Source organism: Pseudoduganella albidiflava, from assembly GCF_004322755.1.
Lineage (GTDB): Bacteria > Pseudomonadota > Gammaproteobacteria > Burkholderiales > Burkholderiaceae_D > Rugamonas > Rugamonas albidiflava.
In genome coordinates, this window is sequence record NZ_CP036401.1 from 4,387,304 (window position 1) to 4,410,452 (window position 23,149).

General features: G+C 68.0%; 21 protein-coding genes. 8 read left to right on the plus strand and 13 right to left on the minus strand.

Going from position 1 to position 23,149, the window contains the following annotated elements:
• Window positions 1-135 precede the first annotated feature (135 nt).
• From EYF70_RS18065 to EYF70_RS18080, 4 genes are all read right to left on the minus strand, one after another.
• A complete protein-coding gene (locus tag EYF70_RS18065; protein ID WP_131146646.1) occupies window positions 136-3,051 on the minus strand; it encodes a PAS domain-containing hybrid sensor histidine kinase/response regulator in 2,916 nt (971 codons plus the stop codon).
• A gap of 186 nt (window positions 3,052-3,237) precedes the next feature.
• Window positions 3,238-4,692, minus strand: coding sequence for a Ppx/GppA phosphatase family protein (locus tag EYF70_RS18070; protein ID WP_131146647.1), 1,455 nt, complete (start codon window positions 4,690-4,692; stop codon window positions 3,238-3,240).
• Window positions 4,693-4,811: 119 nt separating this feature from the next.
• Window positions 4,812-5,996 carry a GGDEF domain-containing protein gene (locus EYF70_RS18075; RefSeq protein ID WP_131146648.1) on the minus strand — a complete coding sequence of 395 codons (1,185 nt, stop codon included), beginning with the start codon at window positions 5,994-5,996 and terminating at the stop codon, window positions 4,812-4,814.
• A gap of 1 nt (window position 5,997) precedes the next feature.
• Window positions 5,998-6,273, minus strand: a complete 276-nt coding sequence (locus EYF70_RS18080; protein ID WP_131146649.1) for a hypothetical protein — start codon at window positions 6,271-6,273, stop codon at window positions 5,998-6,000.
• A gap of 185 nt (window positions 6,274-6,458) precedes the next feature.
• Here EYF70_RS18080 and EYF70_RS18085 point away from each other — a divergent pair, with 185 nt between their 5' ends.
• The 3 genes from EYF70_RS18085 to EYF70_RS18095 all read left to right on the plus strand — a co-directional run bounded on the left by EYF70_RS18085 (window position 6,459) and on the right by EYF70_RS18095 (window position 10,586).
• Window positions 6,459-7,259: a methyltransferase domain-containing protein gene (locus tag EYF70_RS18085; protein WP_131146650.1), complete on the plus strand. Its 801-nt coding sequence runs from the start codon at window positions 6,459-6,461 to the stop codon at window positions 7,257-7,259.
• Between the two features lie 172 nt (window positions 7,260-7,431).
• Window positions 7,432-10,308 (plus strand): bifunctional diguanylate cyclase/phosphodiesterase, encoded by a 2,877-nt coding sequence (locus EYF70_RS18090; RefSeq protein ID WP_131146651.1) that lies wholly within the window; start codon window positions 7,432-7,434, stop codon window positions 10,306-10,308.
• Window positions 10,309-10,352: 44 nt separating this feature from the next.
• A complete protein-coding gene (locus tag EYF70_RS18095; protein WP_229420442.1) occupies window positions 10,353-10,586 on the plus strand; it encodes a hypothetical protein in 234 nt (77 codons plus the stop codon).
• Window positions 10,587-10,767: 181 nt separating this feature from the next.
• On the opposite strand, the gene EYF70_RS18100 is transcribed toward EYF70_RS18095, so the two are convergent.
• Window positions 10,768-11,247 (minus strand): acyl-CoA thioesterase, encoded by a 480-nt coding sequence (locus tag EYF70_RS18100; protein ID WP_131149183.1) that lies wholly within the window; start codon window positions 11,245-11,247, stop codon window positions 10,768-10,770.
• 105 nt (window positions 11,248-11,352) lie between these two features.
• Between EYF70_RS18100 and EYF70_RS18105 the strand changes: the two genes are divergently transcribed.
• Together EYF70_RS18105 and EYF70_RS18110 are read left to right on the plus strand one after the other, a co-directional pair.
• Window positions 11,353-12,690, plus strand: coding sequence for a M16 family metallopeptidase (locus EYF70_RS18105; protein WP_131146653.1), 1,338 nt, complete (start codon window positions 11,353-11,355; stop codon window positions 12,688-12,690).
• The gene (locus EYF70_RS18110; RefSeq protein WP_131146654.1) at window positions 12,687-14,129 is read left to right on the plus strand and encodes a M16 family metallopeptidase; all 1,443 of its coding nucleotides are present in this window, start codon (window positions 12,687-12,689) and stop codon (window positions 14,127-14,129) included. Before EYF70_RS18105 ends, EYF70_RS18110 begins: the two co-directional genes overlap by 4 nt.
• A 130-nt stretch (window positions 14,130-14,259) precedes the next feature.
• Here EYF70_RS18110 and EYF70_RS18115 read toward each other — a convergent pair whose 3' ends face one another.
• The 4 genes from EYF70_RS18115 to EYF70_RS31855 form a co-directional block, all read right to left on the minus strand.
• A complete protein-coding gene (locus EYF70_RS18115) occupies window positions 14,260-14,856 on the minus strand; it encodes a hypothetical protein (RefSeq protein WP_229420443.1) in 597 nt (198 codons plus the stop codon).
• A 10-nt stretch (window positions 14,857-14,866) separates the two neighbouring features.
• Window positions 14,867-15,472, minus strand: coding sequence for a hypothetical protein (locus EYF70_RS18120; protein ID WP_131146655.1), 606 nt, complete (start codon window positions 15,470-15,472; stop codon window positions 14,867-14,869).
• A gap of 277 nt (window positions 15,473-15,749) precedes the next feature.
• The gene (locus EYF70_RS18125) at window positions 15,750-16,109 is read right to left on the minus strand and encodes a hypothetical protein (protein ID WP_131146656.1); all 360 of its coding nucleotides are present in this window, start codon (window positions 16,107-16,109) and stop codon (window positions 15,750-15,752) included.
• A 69-nt stretch (window positions 16,110-16,178) separates the two neighbouring features.
• Window positions 16,179-16,307 (minus strand): hypothetical protein, encoded by a 129-nt coding sequence (locus tag EYF70_RS31855; RefSeq protein ID WP_259772400.1) that lies wholly within the window; start codon window positions 16,305-16,307, stop codon window positions 16,179-16,181.
• A gap of 212 nt (window positions 16,308-16,519) precedes the next feature.
• Between EYF70_RS31855 and EYF70_RS18130 the strand changes: the two genes are divergently transcribed.
• Window positions 16,520-16,702: a hypothetical protein gene (locus tag EYF70_RS18130; protein WP_131146657.1), complete on the plus strand. Its 183-nt coding sequence runs from the start codon at window positions 16,520-16,522 to the stop codon at window positions 16,700-16,702.
• 53 nt (window positions 16,703-16,755) lie between these two features.
• Here EYF70_RS18130 and EYF70_RS18135 read toward each other — a convergent pair whose 3' ends face one another.
• A complete protein-coding gene (locus tag EYF70_RS18135; RefSeq protein ID WP_131146658.1) occupies window positions 16,756-16,956 on the minus strand; it encodes a hypothetical protein in 201 nt (66 codons plus the stop codon).
• 212 nt (window positions 16,957-17,168) lie between these two features.
• On the opposite strand from EYF70_RS18135, the gene EYF70_RS18140 reads away from it, so the two are divergent.
• Window positions 17,169-17,777: a sulfite oxidase-like oxidoreductase gene (locus EYF70_RS18140; RefSeq protein WP_131146659.1), complete on the plus strand. Its 609-nt coding sequence runs from the start codon at window positions 17,169-17,171 to the stop codon at window positions 17,775-17,777.
• A complete protein-coding gene (locus tag EYF70_RS18145) occupies window positions 17,774-18,547 on the plus strand; it encodes an FAD-binding oxidoreductase (protein WP_218943694.1) in 774 nt (257 codons plus the stop codon). The genes EYF70_RS18140 and EYF70_RS18145 overlap by 4 nt, the downstream gene beginning before the upstream one ends.
• A gap of 16 nt (window positions 18,548-18,563) precedes the next feature.
• Here the strand turns inward: EYF70_RS18145 and EYF70_RS18150 are convergent, their stop codons facing one another.
• Genes EYF70_RS18150 through EYF70_RS18160 form a run of 3 tightly spaced genes read right to left on the minus strand, consistent with a single transcriptional unit; the run spans window position 18,564 to window position 23,072 of the window.
• Window positions 18,564-20,489: a sensor histidine kinase, YfiR-like protein-associated gene (locus EYF70_RS18150; protein WP_131146660.1), complete on the minus strand. Its 1,926-nt coding sequence runs from the start codon at window positions 20,487-20,489 to the stop codon at window positions 18,564-18,566.
• Window positions 20,489-21,067, minus strand: a complete 579-nt coding sequence (locus tag EYF70_RS18155) for a TOL_0243 family YfiR-like periplasmic protein (RefSeq protein ID WP_165497723.1) — start codon at window positions 21,065-21,067, stop codon at window positions 20,489-20,491. The genes EYF70_RS18150 and EYF70_RS18155 overlap by 1 nt, the downstream gene beginning before the upstream one ends.
• 43 nt (window positions 21,068-21,110) lie before the next feature.
• Window positions 21,111-23,072 carry a TOL_0244 family TonB-dependent receptor gene (locus tag EYF70_RS18160; protein ID WP_165497724.1) on the minus strand — a complete coding sequence of 654 codons (1,962 nt, stop codon included), beginning with the start codon at window positions 23,070-23,072 and terminating at the stop codon, window positions 21,111-21,113.
• Window positions 23,073-23,149 lie beyond the last annotated feature (77 nt).

Here is a 23,149-nt window from a genome sequence, read left to right on the forward strand (position 1 = left end):
CGCTGATTTTAGCGAATGAGCGTCAATGCGCGCGTATTACCGTGCGCCCGCCGCGGCGGGCGGCGCCATAGTATAGCGAAAAATTGTCAAGCAGTTAAAAGTGCGTGCACCGTACGCACCTTCTGCGCATGCCCCTCACGGGGCCGTCGCCGACTCCGCCAGCACCGCCGCCAGCCTCGCGCTGTCGATCGGCTTGGCGAAGTGCTGGTCGAAACCGGCGCGCAGCGCCGCCAGCCGATCCTGTTCCTGGCCATAGCCGGTCACGGCGATCAGGGTGGCCCGTGCCGTCTCGGGCTGCGAGCGCAGCCGTTGCGCCAGTTGGTAGCCATCCATGTCGGGCAAGCCGATATCGAGCAGGTAGATGTCCGGCTGCTCGACGCGGGAGCGTTCGATGGCCCGGTGCGCGTGATGGAGCACGATGGCCTGGTGTCCCAGGGCCTCGACCACGACACCCAGCATCTGCGCCGCATCGGCATTGTCGTCCACCACCATCACCTTCAGCGTCCTGCCCGCCCCGCGCGGCGCCGCCGGATGCGCCTCGGCATTGGCGCCGGGCGCGGCCTCTTCCAGGCGCGGCAGTTGCACGGCGAAACGGCTGCCCTTGCCGATGCCGTCGCTGTGCACGGCGATGCGCCCGCCATGCAGCTCCACCAGGCTGCGCACCAGCGCCAGGCCGATGCCCAGTCCCCCTTGCGAGCGGTCGGAGGTGCGCGCCGCCTGCGTGAACAGCTCGAACGCGTGGGCCTGGAATTCCGGCGTCAGGCCGATGCCGCTGTCGGACACGGCGATCTCGATCCGGCCGCCGTCCACCGTCATGCCGAGCGCGATGGCGCCGCCCTCCGGGGTGTACTTCGCCGCGTTGTTGAGCAGGTTGGACACCACCTGCACGAGCCGCTTGGCATCGCCCATGACGAACGCCGGTTCCGGCGGCACTCGCACGGTCAGCGCATGGCGGCGCGCCTCGATGAGCGGGCGCACCTGTTCGACGGCGTCCGCCAGGACCTTCTTCGCGTCGAGCCGGCTCTTGTCCAGCTTCACCAGGCCGCGCGTCACGCGCGATACGTCCAGCAGGTCGTCGACCAGCCCGGTCATGTGCCGCACCTGGCGCGCGATGATGCCGCTGGTCAGGCGGTTGCGCGCCTCGTCGGCCTTGCCCAGCGCCAGCAGGTCGGCCGCCGCCGCGATCGGCGCCAGCGGGTTGCGCAGCTCGTGGGCCAGCATGGCAAGGAATTCATCCTTGCGCCGGTCCGCCTGCCGCAGCGCGTCTTCGGCCTTGATGCGGTCGCTGATGTCCATCTGCGCCACCACCGCGCCGACGATCGCGCCCTGGCTGTCCCGGACCGGCGCGCCCGTGATCAGGACCGTGCGGCGGACCGGCGGCACGTCGAACGATTCGATGGCCACCAGGTCGCGCGGGTTTTCCTCGCCATCCAGGATGCGGGCCGTGGTCCATTCGCGGGGTGCCAGCGGCCGCCCATGGCGCCCGGAGTGGTCGGCCCACCAGCCCTTCCAGGCGCCGAACTGCTCGACGCCCGCGGCGCCGGGATTCCGCTCTCCCCACAGGTGCCGGTGGGCCGCGTTGGCCAGCAGGATCGCCCCGTTGGCATCGCTCACCACGATGCCCACCGGCGCCGCCTGCAGCAGCGCGTCCAGGCGCTGCCGCTCGGCTTCGGCCTGCCGGGCCGATTCGATCGCGGCGCACTCGCTGCGGCGCAGCGTTTCCGTCATGCGCTTCTGTCCGGTAATGTCCTTGAACAGCAGCGCCACCTTGGGGTCGTCGTCTTCCTCGATCCTGAAGGCGAACACGTCGAACCACCTGTTGAGCGCCCTGGCCTGGTTCTCGAAGCGCAGCGGTACGCCGGTCCTGGCCACCTGGCCATAGATGTCGAACCAGTGGGCTTCGTGGTCCGGCGCCAGCTCGCGCATGGACTTGCCGACCGCGTCGGCCAGGCCGGTCTGTTCCCGGGAGCTGGGATTGGTATCGCAGAAGACATAGTCGACAGGCTGGCCGTGCTCGTCGAACACAATCCGGATGATGCAAAAGCCTTCGTCGATCGAATCGAACAGCGAGCGGTAGCGCTGCTCGCTTTTGCGCAGCGCCGCCTCGGCCATTTTCCGGTCGTGCACATCGGTGGAGGTGCCGAACCACAGGCTCACGTCACCCGACCCGGGATCCCGGTAAGGCTCGGCGCGCACCAGGAACCAGCGGTAATCGCCGGCGGCGGAGCGGATCCTGTGCTCGACATGGAATCCCTGCCCCGTCTGCATGGCATCCTGCCAGGCCTCCATGGTGGCCGCATGGTCGTCCGGGTGCACGAACTCCGCGGAAATGCGTTCCGGCGCGGCGGTCGCCGGCTGCACGCCGGTATAGGCCAGCCACTGCCGGTTGAAATAGATGCCCTGGCCGGCGCCGTCGACCATCCAGACGATCTGCGGGATCGAATCGGCCATCAGGCGGAAGCGCAGTTCGCTGTCGCGCAGCCGTTCCTCGGTCTGCCGCTGCGCATCGGTGCGCGCCGCCACGCGCCGTTCCAGTTCCTCGTTGGCCTCGCGCAGCCGCCGGTTGGCCAGGCCGATCTCCAGCGCCTGGGCATCGATCGTCGAGGCCATGCTGGCGTTGCGGGCGCTTTCCCGCACATAGGCGGTCACGTCTTCCACGCGGTGGATGATGTGGCTGACCGCGCCGGCGGCATCGAAGACGGGCGTATTGACGGGGCTCCAGTAGCGTTCCTCGAAACGCACGCCGTCCGGCGTCGCCACCGGGATGTCATATTTCTGCACGGCCATCGTGTCGGCGCAGCCGTTTTGCAGCACCCGCCGCAGCGAGGCCTGCAGGTTCGCCACGCCGCTGGCGGCGGGATCGCCGGGATTGTCCGGAAAGACATCGAACAGGTAACGGCCGACGATCTCGTCGCGCACTGTCCGGGTCGCCTGCAGGTAGGCCTGGTTGACGGCAGCGATATGCAGCGTTGCCGTGACCACCAGGTAGGGCGTGGGCGCGGCATCGAACAGGGCCTGGTAATCCGGCGGGGCGACGGGTGGGGTTTGCAAGATCGGTTCCTATGGCGCATGACAGCGCCGCCGGCCCGGCATGTCCGGACGAAAGCGGCATCCCGGGGAGCATGCCACAATTCCCCTGAAGCAGCTTCCCGGTAGGCCCCGCCGTGGCCGGCAGGCCCTCCCGGCACGACATTCGCGGTTCCGGCTCCCCTGGTTCCAGTCTTCAGGTTCCCGTCTTCAGGTTCCCGTCCGCAGCCCCAGGTCCACGCCCACCTCGTCCCAGTGCTCCTGTTCCTTCTCGATCCAGAACGACAGGGTCGGATGCCCGCTGACGAGCGCACGCGGCAATTCCAGTTCGATGCGGTTCTTCATCCGCAGCTTCGGCTGCGCGTCGGCCACGGCGATGCGGGCATGCATGAAGACGATCGCCAGCCGCAGCGCCACCACGGCACGGGCGAAGTCGCCGTCGGCCAGGAATTCCTCGACCTTGCGCAGGTTGCCCTTCTGCGCCAGCACCAGCCGGCTCATGGTGCGCTGCTCGCGGGTGGTGAAGCCCGGCAGGTCGGCGTTCTCGATCAGGTAGGCGGCATGCTTGTGGTGGCCGGTCTGCGACACGGCCTGCCCCGTTTCATGCAGCAGGGCGCTCCAGTAGAGCAGCCGGCCGGTGGCCTCGCCGGATGGCTTGAGCTGGTCCAGCAGCGCCTGCGCATCGTCCGCCACGCGGGCCGCGCGGGCCTCGTCGACATGGAACTTGCGGGCGAAGTCGCGCACCGACTGGTCGCGGCGGTCGCGCCGCATCTCGCGCATGGTCAGGTCCCACATCACGCCCATCCGCAGGCCGGCCTCGATGGGGGTCAGTTCCTCGATATCGAGTTCGTGCATCACGCCGATCAGGATGGCCAGGCCGCCCACCACCGTCGATGCCCGGTCCGGGCGCAGGCCCGGCAGGTCGATGCGGTTGACATGGCCCAGCGCGATGAAGCGCTTCTTCAGCGCATCCAGGCTGTCCGGCGTGATGCCCTTGCCCAGGCCGTTCTTCTCGATCACCTCGGCGATCGACCGGATCGTGCCGGACGAACCGTAGGCGCGCTTCCAGTACTGCGGCATGTACGGCGGCGCGCCATCCTCGAAATGGCTGCGCGCCGACAGGATCGCCGCCTCGTACGACGGCGCGTCGACATAGCCGTTGACGAAGAACGCCAGGCTCTGCTTCACGCTGCCCACGCTGAACGACTCGACCCGCTCGATGTCGAAGCCGCGCCCGAGGATCAGCTCGGTCGAGCCGCCGCCGATGTCGACCACCAGGCGCCGCTCGCCCGGCTGGGCCAGCGCGCTGGCCACGCCCATGTAGATCAGCCGGCCTTCTTCCTCGCCGGAAATGATCTCGATCGGAAAGCCGATCGCCGCCTCGCACTGCGGCAGGAAGGTGGCGATGTTCTGCGCCTGGCGCATGGTCGAGGTGGCCACTACGCGCACCGCGTCGAGCTGGTAGGCCGACAGCGTGATGGCGAAGTTCTGCAGGCAGGCGATGGCGCGCTGCTGGGCCGCTTCGGTGAGGTTGCCGGCGGCATCGAGCCCGGCGGCCAGCCGGATCGGTTCGCGCATGCTCTTCAGCACGCGGATCGTGTCGCCATCGTGTTTGCCTATCGACAGGCGGAAACTGTTCGATCCGAGATCGACCGCTGCATACATCGGGGAATCCATTTATATTGTTTATATAGAAAATCCTATCACATTAGACCGCCCGCATGACAGCCTGATGACAGGATCGCGTGCCGTGCCCCCTCCCCGCCCCCGCAACCGGGCGGGCGTCAGGTGCCGGTACCCTCGGCTTCCCCCGGCGGCGGCGCCGCCACCACGCGGTTGCGGCCGCGCAGCTTGGCCGCCTGCAGCGCCTCGTCGGCGCGCTTGAACAGGCTGACGGTGGAATCGTCGGCGCGCATCGTCGTCACGCCCAGGCTGGCGGTCAGCGAGATCACGGCCCGCTCGGCCTTGACGGGATTCGCCTCGATCGAGGCGCGGATGCGCTCGGCCACGAGGACGGCGTCGGCCAGCGTGGTGCGCGGCAGCTGGACCGCGAACTCGGCGCCGCCCAGCCGGCCCATCATGTCGCTGTCGCGCAACTGGCGCCGGCATGCCTCGACCATGGCCTTCAGCACCTTGTCGCCCACGGCATGGCCGTAGTGGTCGTTGACGCGCTTGAAGCCGTCCAGGTTCAGGATCAGCAGCGCGGTCGGCGTGCCGGGGCGGCGCGCCAGCGCCAGCCAGGGCGCCAGCGCGCCGTAGAAGCCGCGCCGGTTCGGCACGTCCGTCAGCGCATCCACCACTTCCAGGCGCGCCAGCTCGCCCTGCAGCGTCTCGCGCGCCAGCAACAGGTAGCCGACGCCGCCGATCAGCATCGCCAGGTAGAACGCCACATAGCCCACGCCCTGCAGGTGCACCGCCTCGACACCGGCCCAGCCCCGCACCAGGGATAGCGCCATCGCCATGGCCAGCAGGCCGCGGCCGGCGATCGCCAGCCCCAGCACGGCCAGGGCCACCGCCATGAAGCGCCGCAGCATCGAGGCCTGGCGCCAGCCGGACACCAGGGCCGCGGCGCCGGCAAGGTAGAACGCGCCGACGATGGCCGACCCGGCCGCCACCCGCACGCCGGCATCCACCCCGCCCACGTAGCAGGCCAGCCAGGCCGCCGCGGCCACGCCCAGCGCCGGCAGCACGGCGCGCCGCCAGCCCGGGTAGCCGGCGCGCTCCCACAGCGCGCCGGCATCGAAGGCCACGCCGGTAAACAGCAGCAGGTTGGCGATCGGGCCGGCCAGGGGTTCGGGAATCACGCCACGGAAATACAGGAGCAGCCAGGCCACCGACTGGAATTGCCGCGCCAGCGCGAAGCTGGCCAGCCCGCCGCGCTGGCGGTTGTCGGTATCGTGGAAGAACAGCGCTGCGCACAGCGCCAGGTTGCCGAGTGCGAGAGTGAGAACGAGGGTCCTGACGTCCACGTCAGATCTCGTGCTCGACGTTGTCGGTACCGTCGCCCACTTTGGATGCCCAGGCCAGCGCGAAGAACCGCTTCTCTTCCTCGCTGGGCGCCTCGTGCCAGAACACGATCAGCGTGCCCTTGTGGTCATGCAGCTGGCTGCATTTCTCGATGAAGTTTTGCCGGCCGGCCGCATCGGCCAGCGCGGCCGCATAGCCGTAGACGCGGTTCAGGCGCTCGATGCGGTCGGGCTCCGTGAAGCTGTTGGTCGCGGTAATGGTCGGGTGATCCAGGAACATCAGAATTCTCCATCGAGAGCCGTGGGCCGCCGCGGCCCGCTGGTGTACCGATAAAACGTTTTCGCGTAGTTTTCGCGTATTGTGATGCAAACCCGGCCGCCAGGGTTACACTTTCGGCGAGCCCGAGAGCTTAGCAGAAAGCGTTCCCGACACCAACCATGCCAGCAGGTCCGGATGCCATTTCCATGAGCCAGTCCTTCGATCCCGCCTCCGGCCGGGCGCCCGTGGCGCCTGCCGCGCCTGTCCTCAGCCGCCGCAAGGGCCGCCTGACGCTGGAATTCGTGCCGGGCGAAGTGCAGAGTCAGATGGACCTGGCCGATCCGGACCGCCTGGTGCTGGCCTATGCGCGGGCCATGATGTGCTTCGTGCTGTTCAAGCCGCGCCCGGCGCACATCGTGATGGTGGGCCTGGGCGGCGGCTCGCTGGCCAAGTTCTGCCACCGCTACCTGCCCGCGGCCCGCATCACGGTGCTGGAACTGTCGGCCGACGTGATCGCCCTGCGCGAGCATTTCGCCGTGCCGCCGGACAGCGCACGCTTCCGCGTGATCCACGCCGACGCGGCGCGCCACATGCCCCTGCTGGCCGGCAGCGCGGACGTGCTGCTGGTCGATGGGTTCGATGCCGCCGGCCTGCCGCCCGCCCTGGGCAGTGCGCGCTTCTACGCCGATTGCCGCCGCGCGCTGAAACCCGACGGGCTGCTGGTGGCCAACATGTTCAGCTACGACCCGCATTACGGCGCGATGGAGCACCGGCTGCGCCAGGCCTTCAGCGACAACGTCTGCCAGTTCCGTGGCATTGCCGGCAACAACCACATCCTGTTCGCGCTGCGGCCGGCCGCGGCGGCGCGGCCCCGCCCCGCCAGCCGCGCGCACCGGCTGGTGCAGCGGGTGGCATTGTGCGGCGCGCTGTGGCCCGGGCTGGCGCCGCTGAACCGGCTGCTGGCGCACTGGGTGGTCGCGCGCCTGCGCCGCCGTGGCTCCCGCTGATGCATGGAAGAGATGCATGGAACCGGTGCAACGAACTGGTGCAGTCAGTGGTGCAAAGCGACAACACATAGTTCCTATTCACTACATTCCTGTCGGCAACTGCCGGGTTTTGTGACACACTGACAGCCGGGCTCGTTTTGCCCGACGGTTGAGTTGAAACGACAGGAGTTCCATGGCACGCAGGTTTACCCCGGTATCGCTGGCGGCGGCAGTCACGCTCGCGGCCGGCCTGTGCGTGACCGGCGCCCTGTTCCTGGCCGTCGCCGCGCTCGAATACGGCAAGCTGACGGAAAGCTTCCAGCAGCGCGCCAGCCTGCGCGTGGCGGCGATCCGGCGCGGCCTGGACGACGCCGTGGAAGCGCTCACGGTGGCCAACCAGCTGTTCCGCACCATGCCCGACGTGACGCAGCAGCAGTTCGGCGACTTTGCCAAGCCTCTGCTGCAACGCCACCCTTTCATCATGTCGCTGAGCCACCAGCACTGGATGACGCACGAGGAGCGGCTGGCCTTCGAGGCGCGCATGGCGCCCGGCCATCCCGGCTTCACGGTCACCGACTTGCGTGCCGGCCGCGTGGTCCCCGCGCCCGTGCGCGAGCGCTACCTCGTCACGGAAATGTTCGCCCCCCTCCCGGCGCACCACGGCAGCCTCGGGCTGGACGTGTGGCCACTGTCCGCCACGCCGCCGACGGCCGAGCGCATGCTACACACCGGCAAGCCCGCCGCGACCCCGCTCGTCAGCGTGCTGCAGCCGGCGCGGCGCGACAGCTTCGTGCTGCTGGTGCCGCTGTACCGGCCCGGCATGCCGGCCGACACGCCGCAACAGCGCCGCGCCGCCTGGATCGGCGACACGGCCGCCCTGGTGCGCGCCCCGCACCTGGTCCACACGATCCTGCAGGATGGCGGCCTGCTGGACGACCCGAACTTGCTGCTGCGGGTGTACGCCGGCGACGACGCGGACCTGGTGTACACGACCGGCGCCGAAGCCGATGCCGACGACCGGCGCTGGTTCGAGGCGCCGCCCTGGCTGGCGTTCCACCACCCGCAGCACGTGGCGAAACGCTTCGACCTGCTGGGCCAGAGCTGGCAGGTGCGCGTGGATGCCCTGCCCCGCCCGTTCCTGGCCGATCACGCCGGCTCGCTGATCGCGCTGGTGGGCGGCCTGCTGTTCTCGCTGCTGGCGGCCGCCCTGGTGCACACGCTGGAGCAGCGCTCGCGGCGCGTGCAATGGCTGGTCGACGAGCGCACCGCCGACCTGCAGCGCAGCAACGCGCGGCTGAACGACGACGTGGCCGCGCGCAAGCGCACCGAGCGCGCGCTGCAGGAAAGCGAGCACCGCTTCCGCCGCCTGCTTGCCCTGTCTTCCGACTGGTACTGGGAGCAGGACGCCAATTTCTGCTTCACCCACATCACGGACGGCTTCTTCGAGAAGGCGCACGTGCAGCGCAAGGATTACATCGGCCGCACGCGCTGGCAGATCCGGCCCGACTTCCTCGAATCGAAGACGGGGCGCGAGCACCACGCGCTGCTGCAGGCCCGGTTGCCGTTCGCCGGCCTGGAACACGAGATCACCGGCGAGGATGGCCTGACACGCTGGTTCCAGTCCACCGGCGAACCGGTCTACGACGCGCAGGGCGATTTCCGCGGCTACCGCGGCACCGGCAGCGACATCACGGAACGCAAGCTCACCGAACAGCGCATCCGGCACATCGCCCACCACGACGCGCTGACCGGCCTGCCGAACCGTATCCTGCTGCAGGACCGGCTGGCGCAAGCCATCGCCTACGCCAACCGCGGCGGGCGCCGCATGTGGGTGCTGCTGATCGACCTGGACCGCTTCAAGTTCGTCAACGACACGCTGGGCCACAAGGCCGGCGACCAGCTGCTGCGCACCATCGCCGGGCGCCTGCGCGCCTCGGTGCGGGAAACGGACACCGTGGCACGGCTGTCCGGCGACGAGTTCGTGGCGATCCTGTCCGAGCATGCGGACGAGGCGCTGGCGCCGGACGTGATCGACCGCATCATGGCCGCCCTGGCCCAGCCGATGACGCTGGAAGGCAAGGAATTCTGCGTCACCTGCAGCATCGGCGTGGCCGCCTACGCGGCGGACGGCACGCCGGCCGAGCACCTGATCGAGCATGCCGACATCGCCATGTATGCGGCCAAGAAGCTGGGCCGCAACCGCTGGCAGTTCTACCATGGCGCGATGAACGAGGAAACCCGCGAGCGGCTGCGCATCGAGGGCGCGCTGCGCAACGCGCTGGAGCGCGGCGAGTTCGTGCTGCACTACCAGCCGCAGGTCGACCTGGCCAGCGGGCACATCGTCGGCATGGAAGCACTGCTGCGCTGGCGGCACCCGGAGCTGGGCGTGGTGCCGCCGCAGCGCTTCATCGGGCTGGCCGAGGAGACCGGGCTGATCGTGCCGATCGGCGCCTGGGTGCTGCGTACCGCGTGCGCGCAGGCCAGGGCCTGGAACACCATGCGCGAAGCGGACGGGCTGGCGCCGCTGCGCGTGGCCGTCAACCTGTCGGCACGCCAGTTCGCGCAGCCGGACCTGGTGGCATCGATCGCCGCGGTGCTGGACGGCACCGGCCTGCCGGCGGCCTGCCTGGACCTGGAGCTGACGGAAAGCCTGTTCGTGGACGACGTGGCGCAGGCCGTCGACCTGCTGCACGCGCTGAAGGCGCTGGGCGTGGCGCTGTCGATCGACGACTTCGGCACCGGCTACTCGAGCTTCTCGTACCTGCGCACCTTCCCGATCGACGTGCTGAAGATCGACCGCTCGTTCGTGGCCGACATCGCCAGCGATGCCGACGAGGCGGCGATCGTCGTGTCGATCATCGCGCTGGCCCGCAACCTCAAGTTGCGGGTCATCGCCGAAGGGGTAGAATCAACGGCTCAGCTCGACTTCCTGCGCGCCCATGGCTGCGATGAAATGCAAGGCTATCATTTCAGCCGGCCGGTGCCGGCCGAGGAATTCGAGCGGATGATCAGGAGCGGCCACGCGTGCGCGCCGGAGCAGGAGCCCGAGCCATTGCCCCTGTCCGCATGATCGCCGGCCGGTACGGAAAACGCGTCAGAACGGGGATGACAATAATGAATGCTCGAGCCAAGAAAGAATTTCTGCTGAAGCCGCAACATGCTCGCACCAACCACAAGATGCGCGACCTGGTCGACCAGGCCGTGACGGCGCTGCCCGAAGTGGGCATCCGCAAGTCCGCCCAGTTCCTCGCCTCGATGCGCGTGCCGCTCGAAGTGGCGGTGCGCACCCTGGTCTACCCGAAGCGGCGCCGCGCCGTCAAACCGCCTTCGTACGGCCGGCAGCGCTGACCCGCAGCACGTGTGACCAAAAACGGTGACAGGCTTGCTTTGCGCCCCTGGCCCGCCGTTAGCGGCTGCAACCACCCCAAGAGCGAACTGCTGGGGTCAGACCCGCCGGGTCTGCCCCCGGAATTTGCACTTGGGGTGGGAATATTCAAAAACGGCCCCTACGTGGTCGCCGGTTCCGCGATTACTGCCCCTTGGCCTTGTTCTTGGCCCCATGCAGCGCCAGCCGCGCGGCCTTGCGCGCTTCGGCCTGCTCGTAGCGCGCGACCTGTTCCGGCGTTTCCGGCACCAGCGGCGGCACGGCCACGGGTTTCCTGTCCTTGTCCACCGCCACCATCGTGAAATAGCAGCTGTTGGCGTGCCGCACCAGCCGCTGCTGGATGTTTTCCGTCACCACGCGAATGCCCACTTCCATCGACGTGCGGCCCGTGTAGTTCACCGAGGCCAGGAACGTCACCAGCTCGCCCACGTGGATCGGCTGCAGGAACATGACCTGGTCCACCGACAGCGTCACGACATAGCTGCCCGAGTAGCGGCTGGCGCACGCGTAGGCCACGCTGTCGAGGAACTTCAGGATCGTGCCACCGTGCACATTGCCCGAGAAGTTGGCCATGTCGGGTGTCATCAGGACGGTCATCGTCAGCTCGTGTGCCGACCAGTGCATTGCGCTTTCCATCGTGCTTTCCAGTGAATGAGGGTCCTACACATTCTAACGGCAATGTCGTATGCTTGCGCATCATCAATTTTCGACAATGAAGGGGCCGACCATATGCATGGCAAGCTCGTGAAATTCGCCGCCGCCATCGCCGTCACGGCGGCCGCTTCAGTACTGGCCGGCCCGGCCCACGCCGCGTTCACGGCCGACCAGGTGAGGACCTTCACGCTGGCGAACGGCATGAAGTTCATCGTCCTGGAAAGCAGCACGATCCCCAACGCGAACATGTACACCTTCTGGAAGGTGGGCTCGCGCAACGAGGCGCCCGGCACCACCGGCCTGTCGCACTTCTTCGAACACATGATGTTCAACGGTTCGAAGCACTACGGCCCGAAGATGTTCGACCGCACGATGGAAGCCAGTGGCGGCAGCAACAACGCCTACACCAGCAGCGACGTGACCGTGTACCAGGACTGGTTTCCGGCCACCTCGCTGGAAACCATCTTCAAGCTGGAAAGCGACCGCATCGCGCACCTGACGATCGACCCGAAGATGGTCGAGAGCGAGCGCGGCGTGGTGCTGTCCGAGCGCAGCACCGGGCTGGAAAACTCGAACATCCGCATGCTGATGGAAGACCTGAACAGCGTGGCCTTTAGCGCCCACCCGTACTCCTGGCCGGTGATCGGCTTCGAGTCGGACATCAAGGCCTGGACGCAGCAGGATCTCGTCGACTACTTCCGCACCTACTACGCGCCCAACAACGCGGTGGCCGTGATCGTCGGCGACGTGAAGGCCGACCAGGTGAAGGCGCTGGCCACCCGCTACTTCGGCGCGATCCCCAAGCGCGCCATGCCGCCCGCCGTGAAGACCGTGGAACCGGAGCAGAAAGGCGAGCGGCGCCTGTTCGTCGCCAAGCCGTCGGCCACGTCGGCCAACCTGATGGTGGCGTGGAAGGCGCCGCGCGCGGACAGCCCGGATTACTACGCGCTGAGCGTGCTGCAAAGCGTGCTCACCGAAGGCAAGACTTCGCGCCTCTACAAGGCGCTGGTGGAAAAGCAGCTGGCCACCTCGGTCGGCGCCGATGCCACCGACGGCTTCGACCCGGGCCTGCTGTACGTGTTCGCGGTGGCCGCCAGCGGCGTCGAGGGCGCGAAGGTGGAAAAGGCGCTGCTCGACGAGATCGACAACGTGGTCAAGCACGGCATCAGCGCGCAGGAACTGCAGGCCGTGAAGAACAAGAAGCTCGTCAACCTGTACCGCGCGCAGGAGACCATCAGCGGCAAGGCCCAGCAGCTGGGCAACTACGAAACCTTCTTCGGCGACTGGCGCAAGCTGTTCGACGCGCCCGCCGAATATGAAAAGCTGACGCCGGCCGACATCCAGGCCGTGGCGACCCGCTACCTGAAGAAATCGCAGCGCACCATCGGCATGCTGGCCGCGAAGGAGGAATGATGAAGAAACTGGTGTTCACCACCGCCCTGCTCGGCGTCTCCGGCCTGGCCGCGGCGGCCCCGCAGTCCGCTACGCAGTCCGCCGCGCAGTCCGCCGCATTCAAGCTGCCCCGCTTCGAGACGACCAGGCTGCCGAACGGGCTGACCGTGATGCTGATGGAGCGGCGCGAAGTGCCGCTGATCTCGGTGCGCGCCGTCGTCAAGGCCGGCGCCGTCAACGATGGCGCGCAGGCCGGCCTGGCCAACCTGACCGGCGACGCGATCCTGCTGGGCAGCACGAAGCACGACAAGGCCGCCATCGACGAAGCGTTCGACTTCCGCGGCGCCCTGCTGTCCGGCGGCAGCGCCACCGAGCAGACCACCGTGCAGGCCAACTTCGCCAAGGCCGACGCCGCGGCGCTGCTGCCGCTGTTCGCGGAGATCGTGCAGCAGCCCAGCTTCGAGGCGGCCGAACTGGACAAGCTGAAGAACCGCAAGGTCAGCGGCCTGAAACAGGCCAAGGAAAGCCCGCGCCAGGTGGCCGGCACGTATTACCGCAGCATGCTGTACGGCGATGCACCCTATGCCAGCCCGGCCGGCGGCACGGTGAACAGCCTGTCGGCGCTGAAGCGCGACGATGTGCGGGGCTTCCACGGCCGCTACTTCAGGCCGGACAACGCGGCCGTGATCGTGGTCGGCGATTTCGACCCGGCCGCCATGCGCACGCAGATCGAAACGCTGTTCGGCCAGTGGCGCGCCGACGGTCCGGCGCCGCAGCGTGCCGACTATGGCAAGCCGCTGGCGGACAAGCCGCGCGTCTGGCTCGTCAACAAGCCCGACGCCATCGAGACCACCTTCGTCATCGGCGGCCCCGGCATCGCCCGCAACGATCCCGACTACGTGCCGCTGCAGGTGCTGAACACGGTGCTGGGTGGCCGCTTCACGTCCTGGCTGAACGACGAGCTGCGCGTGAACTCCGGCCTCACCTACGGCGCCAACAGCGCGTTCGCACCGCTGGCGCAATCGGGCATCTTCACCATGTCGAGCTTTACCGCGTCGGCCAAGACCGAGGCGGCGCTGGATCTGGCGCTGAAGACCTACCAGCGCCTGTGGGCGCAAGGCAAGGAAGGCGGCATCGACAAGGCCACGCTCGATTCGGCCAAGGCCTATGTGAAAGGCCAGTTCCCGCCGCGCTTTGAAACGGGCGAACAGCTGGCCAGCCTGCTGGGCGACATGTACGCGCTGGACGTCGACCGCGCCCAGATCGACAACTTCATGCGCGACGTGGATGGCCTGACGCCGGCGAAGGCCAAGCAGCTGGTGGACAAGCACTTCCCGCGCACCAACCTGCAGATGGTCCTGGTCGGCAAGGCCGACGACATCCGCAAGGTGGCCGCCAAGTATGGCGACGTGACGGAACTGGAGATCAGCGCCGACGGGTTCAAGCCGGCCGCGAAGTAAGGCGATCCCTCCCCTCCGCCGCACCGGGCCGCGTGGTACCGGCGCCGGCGAAAAAAAAGCCCGGCATTGCCGGGCTTGAGCGCTTACCTGAGTGCTCACCTGAGCGCTTACCTGAGTGCTTACCTTTCGCTCACCTGGCAAGGGCCTTGCGGAAATCCGCATCGTCGAACAGCTGGCCGACCAGGTTGCGATACATCAGCTGGTAGTTCTGCACGGCGGCCGGAATGGCAACGGCGCCCACGAACGACGATTCCCACTCCGACTCCACCGCCAGGCTGCGGTCGTACTTCACCGTATCGGCGTGCGTCACCACGAAGCGCGCCTCCAGGCGCCCCTTGCCGGTGCTCATGCCTGGATCCAGCATCGAATCGACCAGGGTGCCGGTGATGCGGGTCTGCGCACCCGGGTCCAGCAACTGCGCCGCTTCCAGTTCGACGCGCAGCGTCTCCTTCAGGTACTGCGCGAACGAGTTGTCGATCGGCGAAGCCAGCGTGTTACCGCCACGCACGCCAACCGACTGGTCCAGCGAGGCTGGCTTGCCCGCTGCCAGCGCGAAGGCGCCAACGGCGACGGGCGCCTTGCCGCTGCCGTCGCGCAGCTTGACGGCATTGTCCACCGACGCAGCCGGCTGGCCCATCTTGACCGAGGCGCAACCCACCAGCTGGCTAGCGGCAACCATGACACCGGCCATCGCCAGCAAACGCATCGAACGCATCAAACGGTTCATCGTGGGCTCCTCAATTGAAGTTCTGGGCATTGGACAGGTCGCGCAGCGCGGTGCTCACCACGTCGCGGGTCATCTTGCGCACGGCGGCTTCCATGCTCGGCGATTTTTCCGCGTTTGCCGGCGCGCCGGATGCACCCAGCGTCGTGTGGATCGCATGGCGGGCGGACACCTGTACCGGCTGCGCCTGGCCGGGCGGCAGGTAGGTGACGGTGCAGATATAGCCATCGGTCACGGTGCTGCCCACGGCGCCGAAGGTCAGTCCCGTGACGAAACCGGCGGCCGCGGGATTCTGGCCCGCGATCGCCACGTTGTTCAGCACGACTTGCAGCCTGCCCGCGTCGGGTGCGCCGGCGGCGTCGGCGAACAGTCCGCTGCCAGCCACCTGCTCGCTGACCTGGGCCTTCAGCGCCTCCGTCGCCCGGCTATTGGGCGCGCCGTTGGTCTGGAACTCGAACGACACCGTCACTGGCTTGCTCTGGGCCGGCCTGGTGTAGTCGGCAACCGCGACTTCCCTGGTCATGGTATCGACATAAGGCGTCGCGCAACCGGTCAGCAGGGTAGTGCCGGCCAGCATGGCGACGAGGGAAAAACGCGTGAGCAACGAGGAAGGTTTCATTGATACCCTGTACTAGAAATTAACCAAATGAAATTTTAACAGGGCGCAATATGGCGAAAAGTCACCAATACTCACGAAAGAGGGAATAAACGTTGATACGGCTCAACCTGGGCTACCGTCGGGGGCAAGACTGGGCAGCCTCGTTGCGAGGAACGTTGCCTTGACTGGATTAGGACGAACGGCGCGGGAGCGCAGCGCCTGCACACGGGGAACCGGCACCCTGACAGACGCCGGCCGGGAGAAGTGGATGACCGGCAGGCCGGTCGTGATGCGTTGCCTACAAGCCCTGCGCCTCGATATCGGCCAGGGTTTCGCGCCCCTTGTCGGTCACGGCGAAGCCGTTATCGGCCGGCGTGATGTGGGATTTCTTGCCGAGGAAAGCCAGCACTTCGTCGTCGACCTTGGCGGAAGCGTCGTCCGCCAGCGCGCGCAGGCCGAGGATGCAACGGCGCAGGAACAGTTTTTCCTTGCCCTTGTCGGTCAGCGACAAGTGGCCATTGCGGGCGAACGACAACATCTTCAGGCCGGACAGGCGCTTCGTGTTGCGGGCCACGCAGGCGCTGGGCCTGCCCTGGATACCGCGGCGCACTTCGTCCAGCGCGTTGTATTCGTCGGTGGTGAGTTTTTCGTCTTTCATTGAACCTGTTCCATGATGGCGGATGCGGCCGTCATGGTACGCGGGCCGAACGGCCCCTGCAAGCAACGCTTACTTGAAACTCTTGAACGCCAGCAGGAATACGCCCAGACCGGCGGCAACGCCAGCCAGCAGCATGCGGATCCGGTCCGTGCGGCTGCGGCGGCCGAGATAAATTTTGTTGTGTAAAGAGTTACCCATGACAATCTCCAGATGAATCATTTATTACTAAGCGATTTACTGACTCAATTATAGGAACACTTCAGTGACGCGTTTGTGACAGCCACCACAAATAAGCACAGCGTGTATGAAGCAAGCAACAGGTGTGTTCGTCTCGTCAATATGGCGCCGCAGCAAACGCCGCCTTGCTAGGATGGGTCCAATTCCCGATTTCCCACTCACAGGAGAAGGCCATGAGCGCCATGCAGAAGAACGACCAGCAAAACAAGCAATCCGCGGATGATTCCGAAAAAGGCGGCCACATGATGAACGAGCCGGATATCGGCAGTGGCGAGAAATCGCCGGGCGAGAAGGAAACCGACGAGCAGATCCGCCAGATCCCGCAACGCACGCCCGAGCCGCCGAAGGCCGGCTGATGTAACAAGCCACCGACATCACAAGCCACCGGCCGCACCAGGCCGCCCCGCGTTCAATCCATCCGGATCGGCGGCGGCGGTGCACTCGGTTCTTCCACCGGAGGGATCTCGGATGGCGGCTTCTCGGTTGGTGGCGGCTGGTTCGGCGGGTCCTGCTCGGGCGGAGGCGTATCCGGATCCGGCGTGATGTGAGCTGACAGCGGGGCTGACAGCGGTGCAAGTTCTTCCGGCAGGCGCTCCAGGTCTCCACTCATGGCAATGCTCCTTATTAAATATTGTTAAAAAGCATAGCACTCCCGGCGCAGGCATGGCGCCCGGATGGGCCAGGCCAGCCATGCCGGATGGCAGAGGCCAGCGACGGCCCGGAGGATCTACACTACGGCCGAACTGGCCGGCTGCCGGTCTGCATGACGGCCGAACCACGCCGTCGCCACCATCAACCAATGCTCGGACCGGGAGTCGATCGATGAGTACACGAGGATTCACGGGCCGCCGGCCCGATGCCGCTGCGGCGCGGCGCCTGCCGCCCGGCCAGCACGAGACCGATGACTTTCCCGTCCTGTCGCTTGGCCCCGCGCCGGCGATCGACCTGGCGGCCTGGCGCTTCACGCTGCGCCATGGCGCGCGCCCCCTGGCCAGCTGGAGCTGGGAGCAGTTCCAGGCCCTGCCCCGCACCACGTGGCGCGGCGACATCCACTGCGTCACCACGTGGAGCAAGTTCGACACCGTGTGGGAAGGCGTGACGGTCGACGACCTGCTCGCCGCGGCCGGCATCGCGGCGCCCACCGCGTTCCTGCTGGCGCAATCCTGGGACGAATACGACACCAACGTCCCCGTCGCGGACCTGCTGGACGGCCGGGCCATGGTCGCCACGCACTTCAACGGCGCACCGCTGGCGGCGGAACACGGCGGCCCGGCGCGGCTGCTGGTGCCGCACCTGTACTTCTGGAAAAGCGCCAAGTGGATCAAGGGCCTGAAATTCACCGAACGGGATGAAGCCGGCTTCTGGGAATTGCGCGGCTACCACATGCGCGGCGATCCCTGGCGCGAGCAGCGCTACCTGGACGATGAATGAAGGCGATGAATGAGCGCGGAGGGAGTGACGCAAATGAAACGGGCGGGTCCGGCCCCGCCGCCTGGCAAACGGCCGTCATCAGCCGCATCGAACCGCGCACGGCGCGGATGCGCAGCTATTACCTGCAGGCGCCGCTGGCGCGCCACGCGGCCGGCCAGCATGTCGACGTGCGGCTGACCGCGCCGGACGGCTACCAGGCGCGCCGCAGCTATTCGATCGCTTCCGCCCCCGGCGCCGATGCCCTCGAGCTGGCCATCGAGATGCTCGATGACGGCGAAGTCTCCGCCTGGTTCCACGAGGTGGCGCAAGCCGGCGACACGATCGGCGTGCGCGGCCCGCTCGGCGGCCATTTCGTCTGGTCGGCGGAACAACCCGGGCCCATCGTGCTGGTGGCCGGCGGTTCCGGCGTGGTGCCGCTGGTATCGATCGCGCGCGCGTGGCGGGAGGCCGGCGCGCCCGTGCCGGCGCTGCTGCTGCACTCGGCGCGATCTTGGGACAGCCTGGCGTACCGCGAAGAATTGCGCGGAATCGCCACCGCGCACGGGAATTTCAGCTACCTCACCACCGTGACCCGCGACGCCAACGCGGCGGCGGATCACGCGCGCCGCATCGACCGCGCGATGATCGCCGAAGCGCTCGCCCGCCTGGCCGATGTTCCCGGAACCTGCTACGTGTGCGGCGCCAACGGCTTCGTGGAAACGGCCGCCCAGCTGCTGGTGGCCGCCGGCATCGCGCCGCGCACGATCCGCACCGAGCGCTACGGCGGCTAGCCCGGCGCCGGGTGGGCTAGCCCCGGTCCGCCACGGCCACGCCTTCCCGGCGCCCGGCCAGGATGGCGAGGATCTGCTCGACGCTGACCGGTTTCACGAGGTGTTCCTCGAAGCCCGCCTCGAATGCAAGGTCGCGGTCCTTCTGCTGCCCCCAGCCGGTGACGGCCACCATCACGGTGCGCCCCAGCACGGGCATCGCGCGCAGCGCGCGGGCCAGGTCGTAGCCGTTCAGTCCCGGCAGGCCGATGTCGAGGAAGGCGAAGTCGGGCGCGAAGCCTTCGGCCGCGGCCAGCGCCTGCGGGCCGTCGTGGCAGACCTGCACCGTATGCCCCATCGTGCGCAGCAGGCCGCCGATCGCATTGACGAAATCCTCGTTGTCGTCGACCAGCAGGATACGGAACTGGCGGCCATCGCCGTGCCCCAGCGAGGGCCGCGCCACGGGCGCCGGCACGTCGGCCAGCACCGGCAGCGTGACGGTGAACGTGCTGCCCTGCCCCGGCCCGCCGCTGGCCGCTTCCAGCGTGCCCTCGTGCAGCTCGACCAGGCGGCGCGCCAGCGACAGGCCCACGCCCAGGCCCTGGTTGGTGCGCTCCAGCGAAGCGTCGGCCTGCACGAACATCTCGAAGATCGCGCCCAGCATGTCCGGCGCGATGCCGATGCCGTCGTCGGCCACGCGGATGTGCAGCCGGCCGTCGCCGCCCACGTCCGCCGACAGCGTGATATGGCCGCCGCGCGGCGTGTAGCGGGCGGCATTGTTCAGCAGGTTCGACAGCACCTGCGCCAGGCGCGTCGTGTCGCCCATCAGGTACACCGGCTCGGGCGGCAGGCTGACCGCCAGCTCATGGCCCTGCGCGTCGACGAACGGGCGGGCGATCTCCAGCGCGTTCGTCACCACCGCGTGCAATTCCAGGCTCTCGCGCCGGATCGTCAGCTTGCCGGTGTTGATGCGCGAGACGTCCAGCAGGTCGTCGACCAGGCGCACCATCTGCTTCAGCTGGCGCTCCATCACGCCGCGCGCGCGCAGGCTGGCGCCCGGGTCGCCGCCGTTCAGGCGCATGATGTCGAGCCCGGTGCGCAGCGGCGCCAGCGGGTTGCGCAACTCGTGCGCCAGCGTGGCCAGGAACTCGTCCTTGCGGCGGTCGGCCAGCAACAGCGCCCGTTCGGCGCCCTGCCGCACGGCCATCTCGCGCTCCAGCGTCAGGTTGGCTTCCTGCAGCGCGTTGGCGCGCCGGCCGATCTCGGCGAGCATGTCGTTGAAGGCGTCGACCAGCGTGCCGATCTCGCCGCCGTGCTTGCCGTGATGATCGTCGTCGTAGGCCACGCGCAGCGAGAAGTCGCGCCGCTGCATGACTTCGCGCGCCACGTCCGTCACGGCGCGCAGCGGCCGCGTGATCGCCTGCTGCAGCCGGCTGGCCACCAGGGCGGCCAGCAGCAGGCTGGCCAGCATCACCACGCCGAGGATCATCGCGTAGCTGGCCAGCCGTTCCAGCAGGCGGTAGCGCGCGCTCAGGTACACGGTGCCGACCCGCTCGCCGTTCTCGACGATCGGATGGTAGACCACCATGCGGCCGCCCTCGATCGCATGGCCGGCCCGGCCCGGGTGCGCCGGCAGCGGCGGCACGTCGGCACCGGCCTGCGCGTAGGCGGCGAAGACGGCATCGTTGACACCATAGATGGCGCCCTGCTGGATCTGCGGGCGCACGCGCAGCAGCGCCAGGTTCTGGCGCGCGGCGGCGGGATCGTTGAAGCTCACCGCCGGTGCCGACACGGTGGCCACGATTTCCGCCTGGGTGGTGAGATCGTCGATCCAGTTCTGCTGGAAGCTCGTCAGGTCGTAGACCAGCATGCTGACGGAGGTGGTGACCAGCGCGGCGAACGTGGTGGCCAGGGCCATCGCCACCAGCTTCGCGCGCACGGTATCGGGACGCAGGCGGGACAGCACTAGTTCCCCTTCTGCACGTGCCAGGCCACCGACAGCAGGCGCGAACTGAGTTTCAGGTTGCTGCGTTCGGCGGCCGGCAGCGATACCTCGAAGCGCACCCGTTCGTCGACGATGCGGAAGTTGATCACGGCGCCCTGCTGCAGCCCGTTCTCGTCGTCGGCCACGCCGAGCGCGCCGTTCTGCGCGGCGCTGCGCAGCACTTTCGGCAGGTCGCTGGCCGAGCCGGCGAACACCATCCGCAGGCCCGCCACCGGTTCGCCTTCGCGCAGGCTGCGCACGGCGATCGGGCGGCCGTTGACGGTGCGCCCGGCCGTGATGCGCGCCAGTTCGGCCGCCACGTCGTCGGCGCCCAGCACGCCCACGGCCAGCGGGCTGCCTTCCTCGCCGCTGTCCTTCGGCGCCAGGAATTCCACGTAGCCGAGGAACTTGAACAGGTAGGCGGCTTTCACGCTGCGTTCCAGGTTCGGCGCGGCCGGTGCCGCCGGCTGGCCGATGGCGGGGCCGCTCAATGCCACGCACAGCAGTACCAGCGCCAGCAGCGCGGAACACCAGCCCGGCCAGGCAGGCCAGCAGGGCAATGCCGGAACCGGCCGTCGGGATGCGGTGGAAAATGACGTCATGTCAGAAACGGTAAGTAAGCCTGAGCACGGCGGTACGCTCGAACACGCTGCGGTTCGGCGCCGCTCCGAACTCGGGGTGGGACTTGTGCAGCAGGTTCTGGCCGATCAACGCCACGTCGAGCCTGCGCGTTGCTTTCCATGTCCATTGCAGGTCCAGTTCATGATAGGACGGCACGGCCGGGAGGCGCAGCGCGCCGACCCGGCGCCATGTCCAGTCCAGCTGCATGTCGGCCGGCAGGTCGTGCGACGAGCGCAGTTGCCAATAGTGGCTCGGGTCGGCCGTGGCCACGCCTTCCCTGGCGCCGGTATCCCGGCTGCCCGGATACAGCGCCGTGTGCACGCGCTGCACCACCAGGCCGCCGTTCAGGCGCCAGCCATCGAGCGGCTGTCCGCTCATCCACATCTCGATGCCGCGCGTGTGCCCATGGGCCATGTTGCGAAACTCCGCCAGGCCGCTGTACGCCGGCCCGTCCTCGTTCGGTTCCGAGGTGCGCAGCCGGTCGTACTTGGCGATGAACGCCGTGGCCGAATAGGACCAGCGCGGCGATGGCTGGATGCGATAGCCCAGTTCCACCGTCTTCGCCGTCTCCGACTGGAAATCGGGGCCGCCGCCGAAGATATAGCGCGGCACGCCGTTCACCAGCACCGGTGTCACCGGCCGGTAGAAATCGCGGTCGACGCGCGACGGCGCGCGCACCGTGCGCGCCAGGCTGCCCCACAGCAGCTGGCGGCTGTCCGGTGCCCACGCCAGCCGCACGGTGGGCAGCACTTCCGCCCCCGTATAGTGGTTGTGCTCCACCTTCACGCCGCCGGTCAGCCGCAGGTCGTCGCGCAGCGCCACTTCATCCTGCACGAACAGGCTGCCCCAGTGCATCGACAGGTCGTTCGGCAGGTAGGCCTGGGCGCGCCCGTTGGCGATGCGGTCGCGCGAATAGCGGTAGCTGGCGCCCCACGTGACATTGTGCGGCATCGACGAACCTGCCGCCAGCCGCACGCTGTGCTGCGCATCGAGTTCGATCGTGTCGAGCCGTTCGTACATCGTGTTCGGATGGTTGCGTTCCGTGTGATCGAGCACCAGTTGCAGGCGCACGTTCGAATCGTCCGCCAGCCGGCGCGTCAGCCGCGCCACCACGTTCGCTCCCGACAGCAGCACCGGTCCCGCGCTGCGCTGCGCGAGGTCGGCTTCGTAGATATCGCCGGACAGCATCAGGCCGCCGCGCGCGCGGTCCCAGTCGGCGCGGAAGCCGGCCTGGCGCCGCAGGTAGCCGGTGGCGGCTTCGCCGGTGTCGCGCACCGCGTCGTCCGCTTCGGCGTAACGCGCATAGACGCGATAATGCCCGCCGTTGCGCAGCGTGCCGCCGTAGCGGACACTGGCATCGCGGTCATCCGCGCCGGCGGCACCGGCCAGCAGGCCGCCCTGGGTATCCTTGGCCGAGCGGGTGATCACGTTGATCACGCCGTTGACGGCGTTGGCGCCCCAGATCGTGGCGCCGGGCCCGCTGATCACCTCGATCCGTTCCACGTCCTCCAGCAGCACATCCTGGGCATCCCAGGAGACACCGGAGAACAGCGGCGTATACAGCGTGCGCCCGTCGACCAGCACCAGCAGCTTGTTCGACTGGCGGCTGTTGAAGCCGCGCGCCGTGATCGCGTAGTTGCGCGCATCGGACCGCGCCACCTGCAGGTTCGGTGCCAGGCGCAGCGCCTCGGGCAGCGTGCGCGCGCCGCTGCGGCGGATCTCGTTGTTGGAGATGATATAGACCGACGCGGCGGCGTCGCCCAGCCGTTCTTCCTGCCGCGAGACGGAGGTGATGACGATGTCGCTCAACTGTTCGAGCGACAGTTCGGCGATGTCATCCTGCAGCGACGCGGCCCCCGCGCATCCGGCCGCCAGGACCAGGCAGGCGGCCGCGATCGGCCCACGCAATATGGCTGGACGCTGGATGGTTGGACCACGTGTCATCGGACCGTATCTGTTTGGTCTCATAAGCCGCGCCAGGCAGGTAGAGTTGTTTTCAAGAATTATAATCACGCCGACGC

Excerpts from the sequence above, each read along its gene's own strand:
- EYF70_RS18120 (WP_131146655.1), bottom strand. The coding sequence starts at position 15,472 with ATGAAACCTTCCTCGTTGCTCACGCGTTTTTCCCTCGTCGCCATGCTG.
- EYF70_RS18140 (WP_131146659.1), top strand. The coding sequence starts at position 17,169 with ATGAGTACACGAGGATTCACGGGCCGCCGGCCCGATGCCGCTGCGGCG.
- EYF70_RS18110 (WP_131146654.1), top strand. The coding sequence starts at position 12,687 with ATGATGAAGAAACTGGTGTTCACCACCGCCCTGCTCGGCGTCTCCGGC.
- EYF70_RS31855 (WP_259772400.1), bottom strand. The coding sequence starts at position 16,307 with ATGGGTAACTCTTTACACAACAAAATTTATCTCGGCCGCCGCAGCCGC.
- EYF70_RS18145 (WP_218943694.1), top strand. The coding sequence starts at position 17,774 with ATGAAGGCGATGAATGAGCGCGGAGGGAGTGACGCAAATGAAACGGGC.
- EYF70_RS18125 (WP_131146656.1), bottom strand. The coding sequence starts at position 16,109 with ATGAAAGACGAAAAACTCACCACCGACGAATACAACGCGCTGGACGAA.
- EYF70_RS18130 (WP_131146657.1), top strand. The coding sequence starts at position 16,520 with ATGAGCGCCATGCAGAAGAACGACCAGCAAAACAAGCAATCCGCGGAT.
- EYF70_RS18160 (WP_165497724.1), bottom strand. The coding sequence starts at position 23,072 with ATGACACGTGGTCCAACCATCCAGCGTCCAGCCATATTGCGTGGGCCG.
- EYF70_RS18095 (WP_229420442.1), top strand. The coding sequence starts at position 10,353 with ATGAATGCTCGAGCCAAGAAAGAATTTCTGCTGAAGCCGCAACATGCT.
- EYF70_RS18100 (WP_131149183.1), bottom strand. The coding sequence starts at position 11,247 with ATGCACTGGTCGGCACACGAGCTGACGATGACCGTCCTGATGACACCC.
- EYF70_RS18080 (WP_131146649.1), bottom strand. The coding sequence starts at position 6,273 with ATGTTCCTGGATCACCCGACCATTACCGCGACCAACAGCTTCACGGAG.
- EYF70_RS18085 (WP_131146650.1), top strand. The coding sequence starts at position 6,459 with ATGAGCCAGTCCTTCGATCCCGCCTCCGGCCGGGCGCCCGTGGCGCCT.
- EYF70_RS18090 (WP_131146651.1), top strand. The coding sequence starts at position 7,432 with ATGGCACGCAGGTTTACCCCGGTATCGCTGGCGGCGGCAGTCACGCTC.
- EYF70_RS18070 (WP_131146647.1), bottom strand. The coding sequence starts at position 4,692 with ATGTATGCAGCGGTCGATCTCGGATCGAACAGTTTCCGCCTGTCGATA.
- EYF70_RS18135 (WP_131146658.1), bottom strand. The coding sequence starts at position 16,956 with ATGAGTGGAGACCTGGAGCGCCTGCCGGAAGAACTTGCACCGCTGTCA.
- EYF70_RS18115 (WP_229420443.1), bottom strand. The coding sequence starts at position 14,856 with ATGAACCGTTTGATGCGTTCGATGCGTTTGCTGGCGATGGCCGGTGTC.
- EYF70_RS18105 (WP_131146653.1), top strand. The coding sequence starts at position 11,353 with ATGCATGGCAAGCTCGTGAAATTCGCCGCCGCCATCGCCGTCACGGCG.